Source organism: Maribacter sp. ACAM166 (assembly GCF_005771495.1).
In the GTDB taxonomy this organism is placed as follows: Bacteria; Bacteroidota; Bacteroidia; order Flavobacteriales; family Flavobacteriaceae; genus Maribacter.
In genome coordinates this window covers 46,341-69,931 of the sequence record NZ_VAUW01000009.1, presented here as the reverse complement: position 1 = coordinate 69,931, position 23,591 = coordinate 46,341, and the positions used below count along the sequence as shown (strand labels likewise).

Here is a 23,591-nt window from a genome sequence, read left to right as displayed (position 1 = left end):
ATATATTAAAAATATCTAAAGCTAGATGTGTTTTTTAACAAGAGAATTTAGTCACTAAACCATGTTCATTGCGTAATTTTCTACGAATTTTTCTACAGAGTTTTAGCATATTTACTCTTATCCCTCCCACCTGTACTGAGCGCAGCCAAAGTATGAGAGGGGGGTAAGGGTATTTTTTTTGTCTAAAATGGCGAGGATATTATTTTTTTATAGGAACAACAGGTGTATTGCCGTACAGAACATTACCTGCAGCCTCATACTTATCCCCTTTAACCCAAAAGGGTTTTTCATAATCGTTGGCTATTAACCTACCAGAGAGTACATAACCTTGATAAAATTTTAATAGATAGTCATAATCAAGACTATCTGCCTCATCCTCCGCTTGGTGATAATATTTAGTAATTTCATCATCAAAAGCATCAAATCCAGTTGAGTATGTAGGAGCGGGAATACCTACACTCGCAAAACTAACATTATCACTACGATCAAAAAGTCCCTGCTCTGGTACTGGATCGTCAATCGCTTTTAGTCCAAAAGCAGCAGCTCCTGTTTTAATATGTTTTTGGGCCGTGGTTCTACTTAATCCTATTACGGTTGCCAAGCTTGTATTATTGTATCCGGCACCATCGGTATTGAATCCATATACGATTTGCTTTAACGGAAGTATAGGGTGCTCCACATAGTATTGACTACCTAATAAACCCTTTTCTTCTCCAGTAAATAGGATGAACAATGCGGACCGTTTTGTAGGGTACTTTCCAATATTTTCGGCCATGCTTAAAACAGCAGTAGTTCCTATAGCATTGTCACGAGCACCGTTATAAATACTATCTCCTTGTGCGTTTGGTACGCCTATACCAATGTGGTCATAGTGTGCGGAATACATAATGTATTCATCTTTTAGTTTTGGGTCTGTACCTTCCATAACGCCAACTACGTTTTGAGTCACAAGAGTTTCTTCTTTTCTCCCATCAGTTTCTATTTTACAGGATACCTTAGAATTATTCAACGTATTTAATAGCTCTGACGTTGTATTCACCCAAAGGTGGATAAAGTTAGTAGTTGAGTTTTTTGTGTCGTTAGCATCAGGAATCTGAACACCTTCTTCCATGTAGTGTGAAATACGTGACCACCAATCTTCTTCCAGTAATGTCATTTCCAACAGACCTATAGCCCCATTTTTAATAGCTAAAGCCTGCTTGTCTTTGTAGGCTCCATAAACCGCTTTGGCTTCAGAGGACTCAGGAGTCCCTCCTCTAACTACGATTAATTTCCCTTTTACATCTTTTCCTTCGTAATCCTCTTCGCTTCCATAATCAAGATAAATGGCATCTGCAGAAAGCATCGTTGATTTCGCTTTCACTGCAACAATGTGTGGATAGTTCTCTCCATTTATAATTACCTTAAGGAGGCTCGGCGGTGCTGATTTAATAAGGTTGAATGTTTGATAATAAGAACTGGTTACCGGATCTGGTTTTACGCCATAACTACGTAAAGTATTCGCCAAATAACTTGCCGCTATTTTATTCTCAGGAGTACCCGTACCTCGGCCTTTTAATAAATCATCTGCCAGAAAATAGATATGGCCTTCAATATTGTTTTTATCTACAGTCTCGGCAGCTTTTTCGGCATCGGTTTGTGCTGATAATATACTTGCAAAGGATACGGTAATGTAAAGTACATATTTTTTCATTTTGGAGTTTTTTTGTTCACTTGCTTGTAGGGGAACTTTGAATAAAGTTATGGCAAAATTGTATAGAATTATATAAAAAATCGATTTTATGGTAAGAATTTAAATAAAAATACCTACACAATAAATTGAATATCAAAGGGTTTGCAGTTTTTAATGATTTGGTCACAGTTTAAATTTTAAGACTCCAAACAGTTACTCTAAAACATTATATACCGTTAGGGGTTGCGCTTTGTTTTTCATAGTGATACTGCCTAAATTCTCACATTTAAAAGCTTCTTTCACCTTTTCGTAGCAGCCTTCACATATAATTATCTGATTTTCTTTTGCTGCATCCTGCAATCGCGCTGCCGTATTTACGGTATCGCCTATAACCGTATAATCTAATCGCTTAAGGGTTACCGATCCAATATTCCCCGAAATCATTTCACCACTTTTTATGCCTATTGAAACTTTAGGTTTAAAATTTTCCTCACCCGATACATTAGGAAAGTTGTTCACATGGTTTCTAATGGCTAGGGCAGCATCGATAGCACGATCTAAATGAAATTCTCCTCTAAATACAGCCATAATAGCGTCTCCTATAAACTTATCGATATGCCCGTCTTGTTCCATAATTTCTTTCACCATGGTATCAAAATAGGTGTTCAACATGGTAACAACTACATCTGGGCTAGTAGTTTCACTAATCTTTGTAAAACCGCAAACATCTACGAATATTACGGTGCCTTCAATACTTTCGTTAACCATAATTTTGGACTCGTACTCCTGTCCGCCCATAAAGTTTAAAACGTTCTCGTCCACATACATTCTAAGAATATTATTTTCCTTTATCGCCTGCAGAGTTTTTTTAATTTCTCTAGCATGTTTTAAGGTTTTCTCCATGGTCAAGGTAAGGTCCTCAAAATTGATGGGCTTGGTAATAAAATCAAAAGCGCCTCTATTCATCGCTACGCGTATATTTTCCATATCGCCATAGGCCGATACAATCACTGATTTAATAAGTGGACTAGATTCATGAAGTTCTGATAGCAAGGTTAGACCGTCCATTTCGGGCATATTGATATCACTTAAAACAATATCCACATCAGGATTCAAAATGATTTTATCCAAAGCATCCCTACCATTTATGGCAAAAACGAACTCATATTCATTTTGCCTAATTTGTTTGCGAAATTTTTGTTTGATGAGAATTTCTAAATCCGTCTCATCATCTACCACCATTATTTTTGCCATAATCTTAAGTTAATTTTATAAGCTTATCTTTTAATAGCGAAAAGTCTAAAGGCTTGGTTAGAAAATCATCAGCTCCTAAATTTTTTGCCATAGTTCTATTTTCCTCATCCCCATAAGCGGTAATCATCATAACCATTGGAGGTGGTTTTACATAATTCTTTTTGATAGTATCCAATAATTCAAGTCCGCTCATTCCTGGCATATTAATATCAGATAATATCAAAACAGCTTCATGTTCCATAGCTTTCATTACGTTTAGTGCATCCTCACCAGAGAAGGCAAATACGAACTCCAATTCCTCTTTTCGAATTTCTTTTCTAAATCGTTGCTGAAATAGCACTTTTACATCTTGTTCATCATCTACAACTAATATTTTCATAATGGGTCTATTTAATATTTTGTTAATTAGTATATTAAGGGAATAATTAATTATTTTACTTCATTGGTAATGAGATAATAAAGGTGGTTCCTTGTCCTTGTTCCGTTTCCACATTTAATTCTCCTCCATGTACTTTTACAATATCATAGCTTAACGATAAGCCTAGGCCTGTACCTTCGCCTGAAGGCTTTGTGGTGAAAAAGGGCTGAAATATTTTATCCAGCACATCTTTGGGTACGCCATTGCCATTATCTGAAACAGAAACCAATACCATACTCCCTTGTCTTTTTGTACTTACCGATACTGTAGGCTCAAAGCCTTTAAGGTTTTGCTCCTTCTTCTTTTTAACAACATAGAAGGCATTGGTAATTAGATTTAAAATAACCCTACCAATATCTTGGGGAACAATAGTTATTTCACCAATGTTATCGCCAAAGTCTGTGTTTAGGGTAGCATTGAATGTTTTATCCTTTGCTCGCAGCCCATGGTAGGCGAGTCGTAAGTACTCATCTGCCAAGGTGTTGATGTCAGTACGTTCTTTTATACCATTACTGCTCCGGCTATGCTGTAGCATTCCTTTTACAATACCATCGGCACGCTTGCCATGAAAGATGATTTTGTCTTCATTGGCCGAAACATCTTTTGCAAGGGCTTTTACTTCGTCAAAATTCCCCTTTTCAATTTCTTCCTCTAATTCCTCTAGAAGTTCTTTGTTCACTTCAGAGAAGTTATTTACAAAATTTAAAGGATTCTGTATTTCATGGGCAATACCGGCGGTAAGTTCACCTAAACTAGCCATTTTTTCAGATTGAATAAGTTTAGACTGGGTTGCCTTTAATTCTTCAATTTTGTTTTTAAGCTGAGAAGTTCTTTGCGAGACGCGCTCTTCCAACAACTTATTCTCCTTGGTCAATTTCCGTGCTCTAAAAACGATGTAGACTCTTAGAATGCTTGCGGCGATAATGCCAAACAGTAAGTAAGCCCACCACGTTTGCCACCATGGAGGATTTATTTTAAATGAAAGTGTATCAGGAATTGACCAACTGCTATTTCCATTTCTGGCAGATACTTTAAATGTATAATTACCTGGTTTTAAATTATAATAGTTTTTGGTTACGGTAGCGGTAGCGGTTGCTGCGTACGTCCAATTTTCATCAGCGCCGTCTAGGATAAAACGATAGGATAATTTATCCCTATTAAAAATATCTTCACTGCCATAGCTAAAACTTAGACTGTTCTGGTCAAAGGGCAGTATAAGACCTTCTGGAATAGTATAGGGGAAATTAACCGAATCCCAGGTCATTTGGTTTTTAACCGCATAAGAGGATACTTTATTATTTAGGGAGTCAATGCTACTATTTTCCTTAAAACCAGGATTCTCATCCATAACGAACATGCCGGTAATACGAATACTACTAACGATTGTATCGAGTTTAGGCGCTCCATCTATGACCATAAGTTTGAATTCATTCGTTAGGTCGCCAACACCCGCCCAAAGTTGTCCATTTTTAAGAAATTTAGCGGAACCTTCGAGATAGTCGGTTGACTTAAAACCTAGACCTTGATTAAAATTATAGAACCCTTTGTTTGTGGTTTTTGCAGATGCTTTGTCTATCGGGATAAGGCCATTTACACTGGCGGCATACATGGTATCTCCTCGTTCAATAAGATCATACATCTCTGCAGGCAGCAGACCGTTTTCCTCCTTTAAATTGGTAAGCGTGTTTTCCTCTAGGTTTAGAATAGCAATACCGTTTAGGGTAGCCAACCATAGTTCCTCTTCTTTTGAAAAGGCGGCTACGTGTACATTGTTTTCACAAAGGCCTTGTTCTTCACTAAGATAACTAACGGTATTCGTCTTTAAATTTACTTTTGCCAAACCATTTTGTGAAGGTACCCACAGTATTTCCTTGTCATAAACCAGTAATGATTGAGAAGCAGCTTTTAAAATATCAGGATCATTCTTCGCTACCACTTTTTTTAAGGTATTACTTTTAATATCATACAGGAACAAACCATCTCGGGTGTATAAGAAAAAAGTATATTCGTTAATAGCTGCAATACCTCTTATTACAAAAGGTGATTTGATAGTACTGGCGTATTGGGTAACCCTATTTTTTTTACGATCAAAAATAGAAAAGCCAGATGTTGCGTCGATAAAGTAAATATCTTTTGAAATCTCTTTTACAAAAAGAATTGTATTATTAACCGTACTACGCAGTTTTTCATGACTTAGGGCTTTTATGGTATTCTTCTTAGGATCAATAATATTAATACCTTTTGTAGTTCCTAGCCATAACTCTCCTCTAGAGTCTTCCTCAATATCCCAAACTTGGTCATCTATTAAGCCTTTGGAGGTATCAAAATATTCCGTGTTCATAGTAAAGTAATTGGTCATAACCACTCCCTTATCCAAAGTGCCAAACCATAATGTACCATCGTTTCTTTTTAGGATGCTGCCCCTTCGATTGTTTAACATGGTACTGTTTATACTTATGGTTTTAGACCTTTGGTTATCTTCACTTAATATATAGACCTCATCATTACCCACAATCCAAATATTACCCTTGGAATCTTCCTCTATTCTGGTACTCCCTGATATGGTATAACCATTTTCTTTGGTAAGGAGTTTAGCTTTTTTCTGTTTTAAGGATAGGCTAACCACTTCTTCTGTCTGAAAACTACAGAACCAAATCATCCCAGACTTATCTTCTTTAATATCCGTACTAAAGTTTAACGTAAAACTCGTATCTTCTGGAAGGGTTTTAATATCTAGCCTTTCTTTATTAATTATAGCTATACCATCTTCAAAGGCCACCCAAATATTTTTATCACTATCCTCAAGAAGTGTGATAGGTAAATTGGCACCTTCATTGGTGAGTTTTTCCAAACTACCCAATGCTTCATCCATAGTATAGATACCATTGTTAAATGCAGCCAGATAAATGGCACCGGTATGGTCGTAGAGTATATCAACCAGGTTAAGCGCAATAGCAGGAGTACTGATGGTGTATTCTATGTTATTTTTGAAATCCAATACGTACATCCCATTGCCGTTCGTGGCTAACCAAAGCCTACCTTTACTATCTAAGGTCATATCGTTTACTAGGCTATACTCATAGGTATATGTGTTTTCCCCATCATAGAGATTTAAGGAAAGGGGAGTAGAAATCCATGTAGTGCCATCTTCACGCTCTAAAAATGCTGTGATTAAATTTGACTTTAGCCCTTCGTTTATGGAAAGTTGCATCAGATTTACATGGGTGCCCTTCAAAATCCCAGGAGGTCTCATTTTGGTAATCGTGGGCTTTTTTATGGTAGATTTTGTAACCGTAAAAGGAATGGAATCAAATTTCAATTTCTCGGTAGGGAAATTGTCCCAATCCAAATCATATTCTTTCATGGGGGTCTTCAGTGGCTTGAATGTATTCAATTCAAACGGTTTGCTAGGTAACGCATCAACATTCAAAGAAAATGTTACGGGCGTTGTCAGCGTATCTGAGGTTATGGTTTCCCATTCAAAAGGCTCTGGCTCCGTAAATTCTAAGGGAATGGTTTCTGGTGTTTTATAGTCACCAATGGTCGTTTCAGTTTCAGACTTACTTGCTTTGTTACAAGAAAGTAGCATTAAACTACAGAAGAAGCCTGTAAAAAATATATGATGTATCAATAATCGTGTTCTTTTCATTCTTACCCTAGTTGGTGGTTATGAATTTAGGCAATTCTATGATAAAAGTTGTTCCTTCAGCTTCCCTAGTTTCTACCTTTAATTCGCCACGATGCGCCTTTGCGATGTCATAACTCATACTTAGACCTAAACCAGTACCTTTACCCGTTGGTTTAGTGGTGAAAAAAGGTTGAAAAATTTTATCTATAACTGTTTTAGATATTCCGTTTCCATTATCGGTAATTCTTATTTCCACAATGTCCCCAACGTTTTTAGTACTTACTAGTACTGTAGGTTTATAGTTCGCACCCAGTTGTTGCTTCTTTTCGTTTACGGCATAAAATGCGTTGGTAATTAAGTTTAATATTACGCGGCCTATATCCTGAGGAATTATTTGTATTGAAACAATACTGTCATCAAAATTTGTCTTGAAATCAGCATTGAAGCTTTTATCCTTTGCCCGAAGACCGTGATATGCCAATCGTAAGTATTCATCTGTCAGGGCATTGATATCCGTAGGCTCTTTTTTGTTACCACTGGCACGGCTGTGTTGTAGCATTCCTTTTACAATAGAATCGGCGCGTCTGCCATGGTGGTTAATTCTCTCTAGGTTTTGTTTGATATCCAATGATATAGCCTTGGCTTCTTCAAGATCTCCTTTATCTAGTTCTTCGTTCATTTCATCGATAAGCTCATTGCTGACTTCTGAGAAATTATTGACGAAATTTAAAGGATTTTGAATCTCGTGAGCAATACCAGCGGTTAACTCACCGAGACTTGCCATTTTTTCAGATTGGATTAGTTGTGATTGGGTCGCTTTTAATTGGTCTATATTATTTTTTAGTTCGATTGTTCTTTGTTCAACACGTTCTTCTAAGGCCTTATTTTCATTCTTCAATTTTTTAGCCCTAAAAGCGATATAAGCCCTCAAAATACTTGCCGTAACTACTCCAAATAACACATAGGCCCACCAGGTTTGCCACCAAGCAGCTGAAATGGTTATCGATAAGGTTTTGCCATCTTCGTTCCATATACCATAGGCATTAGAGGCTCTTATGGCAAATTTATACTTGCCTGGATCTAGATTGGTATACGAGGCAAAGTTGCGGTTGTCATAGATCCAGTCTTTATCGTAGCCAATGAGTTTGTGGGCATATTGATTTTTTTCTGCATTTGCAAAGTGTAAGGCCGAAAATTCAAAACTTAAGTTGTTCTGTTGATGGGATAAATTAAGCAAATCGGTGTTAAGAAGACTTTCAGTCAACGGACTTTCCGCTCCCATATCGAGCACCGATTTATTTGAAATTAACACATTCGAAATTAGTAATGTTGGGGAGATATTATTTGCGGTAATGCTATTAAAGGTGGTAAGACCGTGATTGCCACCAAAATAAAAGGTGCCGTCAGAACTTCGTGCTGCGCCCAAGGGTATAAAAATATCTCCGCCTATACCATCAGAAGAATTATAGTTTATAAAGGTTACTTTACCTAAGGTTTCATTGGTTACCATTTGTGAAATTCCGTTTTGTGAGGCAATCCACATTTCGCCGTTATCACCTTCTAAAATTGCCTCTGTAAGGTTGGTCGCAAGGCCATCAGCTTCTGTAAATACAGTAATTTTTCCAGAATCGGGGTCTAGCCGATTAATTCCCTCTGTTGTCGTTAACCAAAGTATTCCTTTGCTATCTTCTAAGATGTCTGAAATAACATTGCTGCTTATTGAATTCTCATTTTCAGGGTCATAATCATAATAGGTTGCCTTATTAGTTACGGGATCAATTCTAGTTAGCCCCTGACCACTTGCACCGACCCAAATATATTTTTCACCAATTTCAATATCAGATATATTGTTTCCACCCATGATAATACCATTTTGGTTAACGGCAATTTGTTTTTCAAAAGAGCTGGTCTGGGCATCATCTTTGGGTTTTATAAGCGTAATACCATATAGGGAAGTTTGATTCGGTGGATTTTCATTCCACTTTTCATAGGCATGGCTATCATCGGCCTTGTAACGTAAAACATAGGAGCCTGGTATAAGGGTTAAGGGTGCTATTACAATCCTATTCTTGGCACCGCCTCCGGCATAAAAGGTATCCTCATTCCTACCAAAACTCCAGATGGTATCTTTTTGGGCATTCTCGATCCAACCATAATCTACCATACTTCTCGTATCACCTTCACCAACTGATAGTACCCAATAGGTGCCTTTTGTTTCTATTGTTATAGGCTGAGACCGGTCTTCTAAATCTCTAACGTTATCTATAAGCCCTATACTTTGGTTGGAGGAGGACAATTTTTCCAACTCTTCCACTAAATTTTGCGGATATTGCATATTGCCTTTACTCGCTAACCGTTGGAAGTTGCCCGTTGATGGGTCAAAAATGTTCAATCCATTATTGGTGCCGACCCAAAATTTACCTTGGTGGTCTTTTTTAATGAGACGTACTTGATTGTTAGAAATGGAATTACTATTTTTTGCTTCATAGTTGTACCGGTTGAGCTCTTGGTAATTTTTATCCAGTTCAATAAGCCCATCGCCCCAAGTACCTAACCAAAGGGTGCCATCAGTATCTTCTGCAATACTTCGTACAGATCCGCCAAAGAAATCATCTACCACATCAAAGGTGATTTTTTCAAACGTTCTTTTTTTTGGGTCAAAAACATTCAATCCTCCACCTCTTGATCCTACATACATTGTTCCAGGTCTTACTTTTGAAGCAAGAAGTCCAAAGACCCCGTTGGGGCTTATACTCAGTGCATCCCCTTCACGATGTGAAAAATAGGAAAAGGGCTTGTTCACGGGGTCGTATTTTAATAAGCCACCTTCAATAGACCCAAACCAAAAAATACCGCTGCGATCTATAATGAAACGTGTCATGGTAATATCCCACATAAATTCTTGCATTTTCATTTTTCCGTCAAGGGTAACCTTGGTATATGTATCTGTGGTTCCATTAAATTTTAATATTCCCCTAAAATTATTGGCAACCCATATATTTCCGTCTTGATCAGGTGAAATACTGTTCATACTCTTCCAAATGATATTCGTATCTTCTTTATATTCAATAAGTGTTTTTAAAAAACCAGTTTTAGGATTAAATTTGTACACTCCTTTGTGGGTTGTTAACCAAAGTATATTATTGGTGTCTGAGTATAATGAGGTAATAATATTATCAGGATTTGAGAAGTCAAATTCTCCCCAGGTATCTGAATGTACCGGCTTAAACGTTTTTTCATCTTTGCCCATGTGCATTAAGCCATGTACTGATGACCCAAACCAAATTCCACCTTGGGCATCTTCGGTTATTGCAATACCAAAACCCGTATGAATTGGGTTAGTTTCATTAAGTATTTCGTAATCTGCAAGGCTCCATTGGTCCGTCTCAGGATTATAGCGTACCAACTCCATTGTTGTAGTTGCAGCCCAAATACGTTGCTGAGAATCGATAAAGAGTTTCAAAGCGACAATACTACCTAATGGTAAATTAAGTATTTCGGCGAGCGGATAATTGATAAATTCATTGTTACCACGGTCAAACCTAGATACGCCATCGTCTGTCGCTACCCAAATATCATGGCTGTTATCTTCCGCAAGGCTCCATACTTTATTGTTAAGCAAACTAGTGGGTTTCGTGGGAATATGTTTATAGGTCTCAAACCGATATCCGTCATATTTTTGCAGGCCATTGCTAGTTGCAAGCCAAAGCAGCCCATAACTATCTTGCATAACATCTGTCACAGTTGGGGAAGCAAGGCCATCGCCAATCGTTAAATAGGTGGGATTAATCTGTTGCTCCTGTACTTGAGCAAAACAAAATGAGGAAATGAAACAGATAAAAGTAATTATGAATGGGTTATGTATTCTCATGTTGTTCTAATTGGTTGGGTCTTAAATTACACTATTGCTTAAAACTGCCTGTCTATAATGGCAGGTTAATACTAAATTCGGTTCCTATATTTTGCTTGGTGTTTACTTTTAATTCCCCACCATGACCTTTGGTTATAATATCATAACTTAAAGAAAGACCAAGACCAGTACCTTCGCCCGTAGGCTTGGTCGTAAAGAAAGGCTGGAATACCTTTTCTTTAACAGATTCTGGTATCCCCTTACCATTGTCTGTTACTTTTAGTTCTATGGTATCTGTATTTTTTTTGGTACTTATGGAAACAGTAGGTTCATACCCTGCTACCTGTTCTTTCTTTTTCTCATTAACGGCATAAAAGGCATTGGTAATTAGATTGAGGATGACGCGCCCCATATCTTGAGAAATGATATTTATGTTTCCGATGGTATCATCAAAATCGGTTACCAACTGGGCATTAAAAGATTTGTCTTTTGCCCGTAAACCATGATAGGCTAATCGTAAATACTCGTCTGCCAAGGCATTGATATCGGTAGGTTCTTTTTTCCCAGTATTGCTTCGGCTGTGCTGCAGCATTCCTTTTACGATGGCATCGGCTCGTTTGCCATGGTGGTTTATTTTTTCTAGGTTTTGCTTGATATCCAAGGAGATAGCCTTGGCTTCTTCAAGATCCCCTTTATCCAGTTCTTCGTTCATTTCGTCAACAAGCTCATTGCTGACTTCAGAGAAATTATTGACGAAGTTTAAGGGATTCTGAATCTCGTGGGCAATGCCAGCAGTAAGCTCTCCTAGGCTTGCCATTTTTTCTGATTGAATGAGTTGTGATTGGGTGGCTTTTAAATCTACTAATGATTTTTTTAATTCGGCAGTTTGTTCATCTACCTTTTTCTGTAGGCGGTCATTATCTCTTTGCCATTCATTTTGATGCCACGTATCTCCTTCAGATTCAACACCCAATGATCCATGCCAATGAATCACTTTCCATGTTTCATCAAAAAATAGAACGGTCGTAATTCTAAGCGGCATTACCGTTTTAATTTCATGTATGGAATAGCCTAAATTTATTTCTGTGATAATGATTGCAGCATCCCCTTTTTTAGAAATTTGCTTTTTTATAATTTTAGAAGTATAGTGGTAATCTTCAAGTGATTGTTTTTGTTGCTTTCCAATGTCATTTAAGTTTCTAACGGCCTCTATTCCAAAAACTTTTTCATCGCTTGTAGTACCAAAACCCATAATATCAGGGGAGAGGATATCATTCAATTCATCTACTGACGAATTTTCCATGAAAGATGCCACAAATAGTTGATAGGTTCGCAGTAATTCTTGTTCTTTGGTTGTGTTCATTTTAATTAGATTCAATGGGTAATGAAATTTTAAAAACGCACCCTTTTCCTTCTTTAGATTCAACATTTAATATTCCGCCATGCGCCTTCACAATATCATAACTCAAGCTTAGACCTAATCCGGTTCCTTGGCCGGTAGGTTTGGTCGTGAAAAAGGGTTGGAATATTTTATCTATGACTTTATTTGGAATTCCGTTTCCATTATCTGAGACTGTAATTTCTAAATGGCCTCCAGTCTTTTTAGTACTGACCGAAACGATAGGTTTGAACTTCGCATCGTTTTGTTTCTTCTCATTGACAGCATAAAACGCATTGGTAATCAAATTCAGAATTACTCGGCCCAAATCTTGCGGTATAGTATTTACAGGTTCGATATTTTTATCAAAATCAGTTTCAAGTGTAGCGTTGAATGTTTTATCTTTTGCTCTTAAACCGTGATATGCCAATCGTAAATATTCGTCTGCTAAAGCATTGATATTGGTAGGTTCTTTTTTACCTGCACTGCTTCGGCTGTGCTGCAGCATGCCTTTTACAATAGCATCGGCACGTTTGCCATGGTGGTTTATTTTTTCAAGGTTCTGCTTGATATCCGCAGCAATAAACTTTACTTCTTTAAAATCTCCTTTGGTGATTTCTTCATTCATTTCGTCAATGAGTTCGTTGCTCACTTCACTAAAGTTATTAACGAAGTTCAATGGGTTCTGTATTTCATGGGCTATGCCTGCTGTGAGTTCTCCAAGGCTGGCCATTTTTTCGGATTGGATTAATTGGGATTGGGTAATCTTTAGATTTCTATAAGCTTCAGCATTATCAAGCGCCAAAGCAGCATAATTAGCGATACTCCTCAGTATATCTTGATGGAAATCTGTATATGCGTTCTTAGAAAAACTTTGAGCGGTGAGAACACCTATTATTTTACCTTTATTAATTAGCGGTAGGTAGACGATGGACTGGGTATCTTCTCCTGCTGCTGTAGCTTGAATATACTCGACATATAGCTGGTAATCATTCTCGAAGTCATTAGACAGTATCTCTTTTTGATTTTTAAAGCACCAATTTGCCAGTCTATTTTTATCCTCTAAACTATAGCTATATGGAGGCAAAACGCTTCCTTTTTCTTTTGTAGCAGGAAACAGTAGCGTTTTATCTGATCTGTTGTAAATTCCAATTCCAAATACCGAGGCGTCCATGAGTTTATTAACGTGCAGATATACAGTATCAATTATGTTTTCGATAGAAAGCGAACTGGTAATATCCTTGCCAATCTCACTAATCAATTCAATATTTTTTCGTCTATCATTTTCAGCTTCTGCCTTTAACGTCGCTTCGCGCAGGGCGGCATGCTGTCTTTCTTTGTTGATTACTTTTGCTTGTTGGGTACGACTTATTAGTGCTACAAGTAACCCAAATAATAGTAAATAGGATAGATAAGCCCACCAAGTTGCATACCAAGGAGGAGAAATTACGAAGGTATACATTACTTCCTCTCCTATTTCATTGAAGACGTTTTTAGCTCGTACTCGGAAGGTATAAGTGCCCCAAGAAAGGTTAGTGTATTCTTTATATGAGCTCCTGTTCCAATCTGTCCAATCAGATTCAAATCCTTCTAAAAAAGTTTGATAGGTAGTTCGCTGTTCCTGCTGAAAAAACTGGGCAGCATAGGTAAAGCGAAGTGAGTTTTGGGAATAGGGCAAATCTACCAAATCATCATCAATTCCCTGTGTGAGATGATTGAGTGTATCAGATCCAGCAAAAACACCTCGCATCATCACTGGAAAATTAGTCTTAGGTATAGAAGAAACGGAACGATCATAGCGAAGCAAACCTTGCCCACTTCCAATCCAAACAATACCATCCTCTTCGGAATATAGTCCATTCACACTTTGATAAGGGTAGTCATTAAAGAGATTTTCCTCGATGATGTAGGTTTTGTCTGGATCAGGGGTCGCTAGTCTTAGCTTATTGCCAATGGGAATCCAAACTTGGCCTTGGGAGTCCTCTTTCATAAAAAAACCGTCAGTAAGCCCCAGATTGTCTGGTATCATTCCAAATCTGTCATCAGGAACGATTGTTTCGGTTTTAGGATCGTAGCGCAAGCTAGCCCCAAAGGAAGGGAAAAAGATTTCACCATCAATCGCACCTAAATATCCAGGAGAATTGACCAAACCTTCCTCAACACCAAATATTTTGATTTTATAATCGATGACTTTTGGAAGGCCGTTTTCATCATAAGCGGGGGTAATCCTGTATGCCATATTCGTTTGGGTACCTCCCCAAATTGTTCCATCCACGCTTTCAGCTATGGTCCAAATCGTATTAGGCATTCCTTCTAAGTCAACAAATTTTTCCCAAAAATCTCCTTTTCTAGTGAAAATCCTCAGTCCACCAGGAATGGATATGTATAAAAGGTTTGGATTGGAAGGCGATATCATCAAGTCTTGACCTCCACTAGTATTGGGGTCAATGGGAAGAATTCTTCCATCTCGGATCATCGAAAAGACTTCTCCAGGTACAAGCAAATCATCGCCATCGACCACCAAGTTCCAAATCTGAATGTTACCTAATTCTGGAATTGGAATAAATTTTTTCGTGGCAGCGTCATAATTATAAAGACCAATGGAAGAGCTAATGTACAATTGTCCGCCAGCTCGAGTAATGGCGTAAATGGTTGAATTAACCCCTTGATTCTTAGTAAAAGTACTGATCGGAGAATTTAGCTGTAGCTTTGAAATACCATTGTCCAACCCAACCCAAACGGTCTGGTCTTGATCCACAAAGACAGAATAGACCGAAGGGTCTTGAAGTCCTTGATCAGCGGATAAAATGTTTAACAATTTGCCCTCAGGGCTTGCCACGACGAGCCCCATTCCAATGATTGATGCCACTAGATTCCCATTGGAAAGAAGGGCGCTTTTATAAAGAAGATTGGTCTTCGTATACTGATTAAGCTCACTTTCAAAAATTTCAAATTTCTCTCCGTCGTACTTATAAAAATCTTGATAAAACCTACCCGCTAAAAATTGCTTTTTACCCGTTACAGGGTTATCCGAATGCGGAACCACAGTGAACATCCTATCTCCAGCAAGAACTTCACTTCCTTCTATTAGCTCAAGTTCTCCATCGACCATTTTGTGCAGACCGGTTTTAATGTCATGTATGATATATTCCCCATGGATTATATAGCCAAGGGAAAACGTACTGTAGGCAGGATAAGTTTTCAGTTCAAATTCACCCGCAGACAAATCATACGATAGCCTAAAAAGGTATTCTCGAGATTGGAAATACAAAAACTCTCCGTCATAATGTGCTGACCAAATTTCTTCAAAATCTCGCTTATCTTCTGGGATTAAGTATTTCAAAGATTCTGCTTCTCGATTACCAAATTCATTTCTTTTCAGATACCCAAAACTTCCGCCGGATGCATAAAAAATAACACCCTCATCATCCATCACGAGCCCTCTTGTTGATACCCCAGTGGGATAATCAGGAATACGAATCTGCCTCCAATTGATGCCATCAAATTCCATAATCTCTGTAGAAGTTCCAAAGTACATCAATTGGTCATTGCTTTGAATGATAGCCCAAACCTGCCCGTTCCCTCCATATTCAGAAGTTGGATAATTCGTAATTAGTGGAATTCCAATTTCCTCACTAGCTTGAGAATAAGATTTTTCGCTAAAAAAAAGAAAGCAAATGCAAACACAAAAAATGAGATGGCCACTTTTCAAAAGGGAATAAATCGAATTCAACATAGTATTATTTTTTTAAAAAAAAAGATAAAAAGTTAAGCTAACTATTATAATTCCAAATTTCTATGCGGGTATTAGGATCAAAAATTTTGTACCGATTCCTTTTTTACTTTCTACCTCCAATTCTCCGCCATGCGCTTTCACAATATCATAACTCATGCTTAGTCCTAATCCGGTTCCTTGTCCGGTAGGTTTGGTCGTAAAAAAGGGTTGGAATATTTTATCTGCAATTTTATTTGGAATTCCGTTTCCATTATCTGAGACCGTAATTTCGACGCTGTTCTTTTTCTTTTTTGTCGCTAACGATACTATGGGTTTGTAGGTTGTATCTCCTGAAGCTTTGGCAGCGATAGCTTTCTCATTGACGGCATAAAAAGCATTGGTTACCAAGTTTAAAACTACACGACCGATATCCTGAGGGATGATAGTGATCGTTTTAATGCTGTCATCAAAATCAGTTTCCATATCCGCATTAAATTCTTTGTCCTTGGCACGTAAGCCATGATAAGCCAATCTTAAATATTCGTCAGCTAGCAAATTGATGTTGGTTGGTTCTTTTTTTCCATTGCTGTTTTGGCTGTGTTGGAGCATCCCTTTTACAATAGAATCGGCACGCTTGCCATGAAATATTATTTTTTTCTCGTTTTCATTAATATCATCAGCGAGACTTTGTACTTCTTGTAAATTCCCGTTGTTTAGTTCTTCCTTCATTTCTTCAATAAGCTCAGAGTTTACTTCAGCAAAATTATTAACGAAGTTTAATGGGTTTTGAATCTCGTGCGCTATACCAGCTGTAAGTTCCCCAAGACTTGCCATCTTTTCAGATTGAATCAATTGGCTTTGGGTTTCTTTAAGCGAGGTATAAGCCTTTTCAATTTCTTTGGCCTGAGCCAGTTCCTTATCTTGATTCTTCGCTTTCTCCCTGGCAAGTATGCTTTTAGTCTGTATTTTAACCAATCCATAAATTATGAGGCCTAAACCTAACAAATATAAAATATAGGCCCACCATGTGGCATACCATGGAGGTAGTACCTCAAAAGCGTAAGCGATTTCTTCAGAGATGGTACCAAAAGTGTTTTTTGCCTTGACTATAAAGGTATACGTGCCAAAAGGGAGACTAGTGAATTCGCGAGAAGTCTTACTCTCCCAATCACCCCAATCTTCATCAAGACCTTCTAAAAAGGTTTGGTATTGCATCCTATTTTCCTTGACGAAAAATGGGGATACATAGGTAAAGCTGATGTTATTGTTTTTATACAATAGCTCAGGAACAGTATCTCCATGGAATTCTGGTAAGGTCATGAGCTCATCTCCGGAATTAACGGCGTTGAAATACAAGGGTGTAGGGTAGTCGGTTTTGTAGGCCATGTTCGGGTCTAATCGCAATAATCCCTCATCTGTGCCAAACCAAAAAACACCGCTAGGTTCTGTATAACCTGAATTTGAAAAGCTGGCGGTAATTAAATTGAAGGGATACTCTTGCAAGATATAGCTACCATCAGGTTGCAGTTTGGCCAATCTTTTTTCTCCTTTAAAGTCAAGCGTAACATCTCCAAATTGATTGCCACCCAGCCCGTAAGTGTCCAGATTGATATCAGCGATTTCGTCGGAAAAACTGAATATGGTATCCTTTTTAAAGGATTCGGACGAAATATCAAAGTAAAAAAAGCCTTCGATGCCAGAGGTATACACTTTTCCTCCAATTACTACCGCAGTTCCAGAGAGTCCTTTTATGCCATCTTTATCGTTGTACTCTTTAACTAAAGTATTTGAAATATCTAGGTTTCCTGAAGCCGTTTTTGGAATTTGAACTCTGTACATAGCGCCGGCCTGTGTACCCATCCAGATTTCGCCCAAATTGTTTTCAACAATGGTATAGATTGACTTAGTAACTCCAGGTATAGGGCCGATAGATTCGTACTCATAGACCCCAGACGAATTTGCAGTTCGCTTAAACATGTGTGCGCCAAAGGCTCCGCCAATAAAAACATAGCCCGGATACTTTTTAGAGATTAAAAGTTCAACCGTTTGAAACGATTCTGTCCCTGGGATCAATCTAGCTTGATCTTTTTGTATCTCATAGAGTCCTGGCCCTGAAGATATGAGCTGATTTTCATCTTGTTGTAAATCAAAAACCTGGGTATTGGTGATATTTTTAACTTTTTTGATTACACCATCCGCTTGATCAATATAAAGTATCGAAGTTGATCCACCGATGTATAAATCATCTCCGTAGGCATTTAAAGAAAGCACGTTCCCAACTTCATATTGGTCAGAATCAAATCTAGTAACCGGCGAAAAAAGCTCTATTTTAGAAAGTCCGGCATTTGTGCCTACCCACAGATTTTGAGTATTATCCAGGAAAAAGGCATAAACGCTTTGGTCTGTGATAGAGTTTTTGGTAGTATACTGGGATAGCGCATTACCCTCTTGATCAATGATAAAAAAACCACTTCCTAAAACACTGATTGCATACGTTTTATTTGGTAAGGCCAACGCTTTGTATAAACTTCTTGCTTGTAGAAGTGAGTCAATTTCGGTTTTAAATGGATTAAAATTTTCTCCGTCAAAATGATAAAGACCACCTGCAAAGGCCCCCACTAGAAACTCCCCTGGAGTTTTATACGGAAGAAGTACTTGTACCCGATCTTGACCAAAAAATTCACTACCTGGAATCAAGTCTAATTTTCCATTATTCTCCCTAAATAAACCAAGTTCCATTTGATGGGTATAGTAGGTATCATCTAGGGAGAAGGCATACATAAAATCGGTATCTGGTTTCCAAATACGAATTGATTGGTCTTGGTCTTCCGCGTCCGGGGAATAAATAAAGATGGCTTCGCGGGATTGGAAGTAGATTTTTCCCTTAACCTCCCTAATCGTCCAGATATCATTAAATGGAATTTCCTCGGGCAACAAGTCAATCAAGGATGTAAGCAAAGAAGTACCGAAGGAATCTGTGGAAACGATTCCAAAATCGCTAATTGATCCATAATAATACGTACCATCATAAGATAGGTAGGTTGTTCTTACATTAGTATTATAGTCTTGTAAAGGAGAACTTAGTATTTTCCAGTTTACCCCGTCAAATTTTTGTAAACCGGTCGAAGTTCCTGTGTAAATAAATCCCTCCTTGTCCTGGCCTACATTCCAAACCTGCTGGCCTGCTGGGGTGTCATCACCTATTACATAGTTCGTAAAGCTAGGAACGCCTTTACTAGCGTTGATTTGGGCGTACGCGGGCGTACTATAATATAGCATTGAAAGTACGGAAATAAACATCCCTAATACGTTTAAGTTCACTTGGGAACTAGTATTCAAAGCCATTTTTACTTCTTTGGTTGTTACTACATTTAATGATTTCATATTTGAGATTTTTTTATAGCGTCAGCGTGAACTTTGTTCTGTATGGGTAGGTCTATTATAAAGGTAGTACCTGCTCCCTGGTTAGTCTCTACTTTAAGCTCCCCACCATGCCCCTTGGTCACAATATCATAACTCATGCTTAGTCCTAATCCGGTTCCTTGCCCTGTTGGTTTGGTGGTAAAAAAGGGTTGGAATATTTTATCGACGATTGCTTTAGGAATACCGTTACCGTTATCGGAAATAGAAATTTGTACAAGTTGAGAACCACCCTCAACCTCTCCTAGGAAGGGAGTTCGTTTGGTAGAAACCGTCACAGTTGGCTGGTAACCTACCATTCCAGATTTAGATTTCTCATTTACCGCATAAAAAGCATTGGTAATTAAATTGAGAATTACCCGACCCATATCCTGGGGTATTACGTTTACTTTCCCAATGTTTTCATCAAAATCGGTTATTAATTCGGCATTGAAACTTTTATCTTTTGCCCGTAATCCATGGTATGCTAGTCGTAAATATTCATCTGCCAACTTATTAATATCCGTAGGTTCTTTTTCTGCTGTGCTTGTTCTACTATGTTGCAACATACCTTTTACAATACCCTCAGCACGTTTACCGTGATGATTAATTTTTTCTAGGTTTTGTTTGATATCCAATGAAATAGCCTTCACTTCTTCAAGATCCCCTTTATCTAGTTCCTCATTCATTTCATCAATAAGTTCATTACTTACTTCAGAGAAATTATTGACAAAGTTTAATGGGTTTTGAATCTCATGGGCGATGCCAGCTGTAAGTTCTCCTAGGCTTGCCATTTTCTCGGCTTGTATCAATTGTTTTTGCGTTTCTTGGAGATTTTTTAAAGTTTTTTCTAGTCGTTGCTTTTCTTCAAGAAGTGCTGTTGATTGCTCTTCTTTCACCTGCAAATCCATAAAGCGGATGTATGCCTGTTCAAAAACTTTGGCGAAACGAATAAGAATTTCCTTTTCCATTTGAGAAGGAACCAAATCTTTGGTATGAGAAGGCACCAAAATTGCAGAATGTTCGTTCCAAGCAAAAGAAAGGGTATGGTGGTTCTTTTTAAGAACGAGTTCTTTTATTTCCTCAGGAAAATGTTTGTAATCACTATGCTCAAAACAATGTGTAAAAAAGCTGTTTTTTTCCTCAACCGAATAGGATTTTGAAAACCATTCGTCCCCATTGTTTTTTGACTCCCAAGTATCCCTAAAAATTTGATGATCAAAATAAGGTACAAGGTATTTCCCTGAATGAGAATAATCTGGTGATGCAATCCAGTGTATTACATCTTTAGAATCTTTGAAATAAGTACAGATAATTACTCCGCCAGCATCCATTACAATACCTAGGTCCTTTAACTTTTCAGAAACTACTGCAACTACTTCTTGTAATTCATCTGGTTTTTGCATGGAAAGGGAACGCGACCGTACAGTTTCTAATGCTGCTTCAATTTGGGCTTCTTTTGTTTGAGCTTCTGCTTTTTGCAGGTCTAGAAAACGCGTGTAGGTTTGTTCGAATACTTTTCCGAAACGCTTAAAAATATCATGCGCTTTTGGTACAGTTTCATAGGTTATAAACATGACATATCCGTAATCAAAATATACAATATGGAATATTTGGAATGTAGGCAAAGGAAAACCGGCTTCAAGAATACCATCAATTACTTCACCAAAAATGGGAAGGGTACGCATAAACTCGTAATGCTTTACGATAGCATCTCCGCCTAGTTCATCAATATGAAAAGACTCTCCATTTTGCAACGGTTTTTGAAAATCGTAACCCACACCAACAATAGGTAAAACAAATGGCTTTTGAACAACACCTTCGCTACTCATGTTGGCAGTTGCATTCTTTTTGTCTTTATCCCAAATACAATAACCAGCGCTCCATGCAGGTATACCTAAAGCTTGAACTTGTAAAAAGAGATCGTTTGCAGCTTCTGGCAATTCATTACTGTGTTGCATAGCCATGGTACGGGAGCGTACTTTTTCCAGAGCATTTTCTATTTGAGCTTCTCGTGCTTGTGCTTCTGCTTTTTGTAGGTCAAGGAAACGGGCATAAGTCTGTTCAAAAACTCTTGTAAATCTAGCTAGTAAGTTCTCTTCGTCTTGAGTAAGTTGAGAACTAGAAACTAGATGCAAATAGCCATGAGAAAAATTAAAACAATAAAATACAGTAGGGTCAGGAAACTGGTTTCTAACCATTTCTTCAGCCTCCTTAGAATTAAATGTGGTAATGGCATATTCTAAATGTTTTCTTCTCTCTTTTCCCGCTACTGTTTGGTGGAAAACCGGTTGTTGTTTTTTCCATGCGTCGTAACGTGCATCAAAATGGACATCTCCAGTTAACGGTAGATGAAATAAACCTAAAGAATCTCCACCAGGATTGGTAACCCAAGTTGCTTGTCTTTTGGTTTTTTCATTTATTTCTACATAACCACAACTAGCAAAGTTGGTAACACCAAGAGCAATAAGTTCTTTATACAGAAGAACCACAACATCTTGGAGTTCTTCCCCTTTTTGCATAGCCATTGTTCGGCTTCTTACTTTTTCTAAGGCAGTTTCAATCTGAGCTTCTCTAGCTTGCGATTCTGCTTTTTGAAGATCTAAGAAACGTGTGTAAGTTTGCTCGAAAACTTTGGCAAAGCGTTTAAAAATATCATGGGCTTCTGGGACGGGTTCTAAGGTGATAAAAAGTAAATACCCGTATTTAAAATAAATAACATGATCTATTTGATTAGCAGGAAAAGAACTGCTACTATCTTCAAGTTTTCTAAGTGCCTCTCCCATTACAGGGAGTTTACACATATATTCATAATGTTTGGCGCAGTCTTCACCTTCAAAATTCTGAATGTGCATTACTTGCCCACTTTGGCCTATTTCATAATAGTCTAGGAAAATATTTTCTCTAGGTGTTTGGTACGTTGGCATAGTACCCTGTTCTGAACTAAACCATTCTGTAGAATCATTTACATTATAAATATTAAAGGCACATCCTCTAGTTTTAATTCCTAAACCTCGTACTTGACTATCTAATAAAAATGAAGTTTGTGCAAGTTCATCGCTATGTTGCATAGCCATAGTGCGGCTTCTTACTTTTTCTAGAGATAGTTCAATTTGAACTTCTCTGGCTTGCTTTTCAGATTTTTGAAGATCTAAGAAACGTTGATGTGCAAGGTCAAAAGCTTTTGCAAACTGTATTAGTATTTCAATATCCTCTTTTGGTGAATTATTGACAACACCGGGTAAGCTATAGCCTATTTCGCCATGACTAGTACGTGCCATAATGAATGTGAGTCCGCCAATATGTTTAATATCATCATTAGTAGGGGCTTGTGGGTCTATGTTTTTAAAATCTCCAAGACTCACCATTTTATCTACATAGTCAATGGCTTCTTCGGCATCCATCGCATAAACCACTGTAGATTCCTTACTTTTTTCCCATTTTGCCAATAGTGGAATATCCCCATGAATATGTCTTGGTAACTCCATTACAAAACCTATTTTGGAACCATCGCCAGATGTCATGGCCTTTTCATAGGTTTTTGGCAACCACATCATGTGCCAGAAATAATGAGCTTCGTGACCGAGTTTTATGAATTCATTACGCATGGTCACTACAATATTTAGCAAGTCGCTGGACTGTTTCATTGCAATAGCTTGCGTACGTATACGTCCTAAGGCACCTTCAACTTCCAGCTCACGGTTTTTATCTTCGAGTTCTAAAGTACGGCGTTTAACGGCATGCCTTAATTCTTGATTTTCGGTATTAATTTTTTCGAAAGCTATGGTTTCACCTTCTTCAGCTCTTGTATCGGGTGTCGAGAAATGTTGGTAGATAAAACGCCAACCTGCTGTTTTTTCTTGAAGGGTGCTAGAGAACCTAAACCTACCATAAAAATTCCAGTCCTTTTCAATTTTGAACCAGGCATCAAAAACGTGGGTGATGAATATGAGTTCACCAAACTGCTCTATAGTCAATGTTTCATTCCTTAAATCACACTTACCTGCAAGTTGATCAGCCGTTTCGGCAAAGAATTGTGTGGTTGAAGCTCTATTTAAAAACTCTTCGTTTAGGGTAGAGCCTATAAAGTGATACGCATCATCAAAATAGGAATCATAGGTGGTGACATCAGCGTTTAAGTAGCTGTGCAGCCATTTGTTATAAACCTCTATTACCTGTCTTTTAGTTTTTTTTGATGGTTTCATTATTTGAGTGGTAAACTCGTTTAAAGTGAAAAATACTTGATAACATAGTTAGTTTAATCAAGGTTCATAGGG

At 37.8% G+C, this 23,591-nt stretch carries 9 protein-coding genes; all 9 read right to left on the bottom strand.

Annotated features, from left to right (window positions below; all coding sequences use genetic code 11):
- Positions 1 to 199 precede the first annotated feature (199 nt).
- On the bottom strand, positions 200 to 1,693 hold the full coding sequence (locus ES765_RS08695) for a M28 family peptidase (protein WP_138113268.1): 1,494 nt from the start codon (positions 1,691 to 1,693) through the stop codon (positions 200 to 202).
- 192 nt (positions 1,694 to 1,885) lie between these two features.
- Positions 1,886 to 2,926, bottom strand: a complete 1,041-nt coding sequence (locus ES765_RS08690; RefSeq protein WP_171017265.1) for an adenylate/guanylate cyclase domain-containing protein — start codon at positions 2,924 to 2,926, stop codon at positions 1,886 to 1,888.
- Positions 2,927 to 2,930: 4 nt separating this feature from the next.
- Positions 2,931 to 3,305, bottom strand: coding sequence for a response regulator (locus ES765_RS08685; protein ID WP_138113264.1), 375 nt, complete (start codon positions 3,303 to 3,305; stop codon positions 2,931 to 2,933).
- 55 nt (positions 3,306 to 3,360) lie between these two features.
- Positions 3,361 to 6,993, bottom strand: a complete 3,633-nt coding sequence (locus ES765_RS08680; protein ID WP_138113262.1) for a sensor histidine kinase — start codon at positions 6,991 to 6,993, stop codon at positions 3,361 to 3,363.
- A 7-nt stretch (positions 6,994 to 7,000) separates the two neighbouring features.
- The gene (locus ES765_RS08675) at positions 7,001 to 10,843 is read right to left on the bottom strand and encodes a sensor histidine kinase (protein ID WP_138113260.1); all 3,843 of its coding nucleotides are present in this window, start codon (positions 10,841 to 10,843) and stop codon (positions 7,001 to 7,003) included.
- Between the two features lie 52 nt (positions 10,844 to 10,895).
- Positions 10,896 to 12,185 carry a sensor histidine kinase gene (locus ES765_RS08670; RefSeq protein WP_249356294.1) on the bottom strand — a complete coding sequence of 430 codons (1,290 nt, stop codon included), beginning with the start codon at positions 12,183 to 12,185 and terminating at the stop codon, positions 10,896 to 10,898.
- A 1-nt stretch (position 12,186) separates the two neighbouring features.
- Positions 12,187 to 15,936: an ATP-binding protein gene (locus ES765_RS08665; protein WP_138113256.1), complete on the bottom strand. Its 3,750-nt coding sequence runs from the start codon at positions 15,934 to 15,936 to the stop codon at positions 12,187 to 12,189.
- Between the two features lie 60 nt (positions 15,937 to 15,996).
- Positions 15,997 to 19,299: an ATP-binding protein gene (locus ES765_RS08660; RefSeq protein WP_138113254.1), complete on the bottom strand. Its 3,303-nt coding sequence runs from the start codon at positions 19,297 to 19,299 to the stop codon at positions 15,997 to 15,999.
- On the bottom strand, positions 19,296 to 23,519 hold the full coding sequence (locus tag ES765_RS08655) for an ATP-binding protein (RefSeq protein ID WP_138113252.1): 4,224 nt from the start codon (positions 23,517 to 23,519) through the stop codon (positions 19,296 to 19,298). The genes ES765_RS08660 and ES765_RS08655 overlap by 4 nt, the downstream gene beginning before the upstream one ends.
- Positions 23,520 to 23,591: the final 72 nt, after the last annotated feature.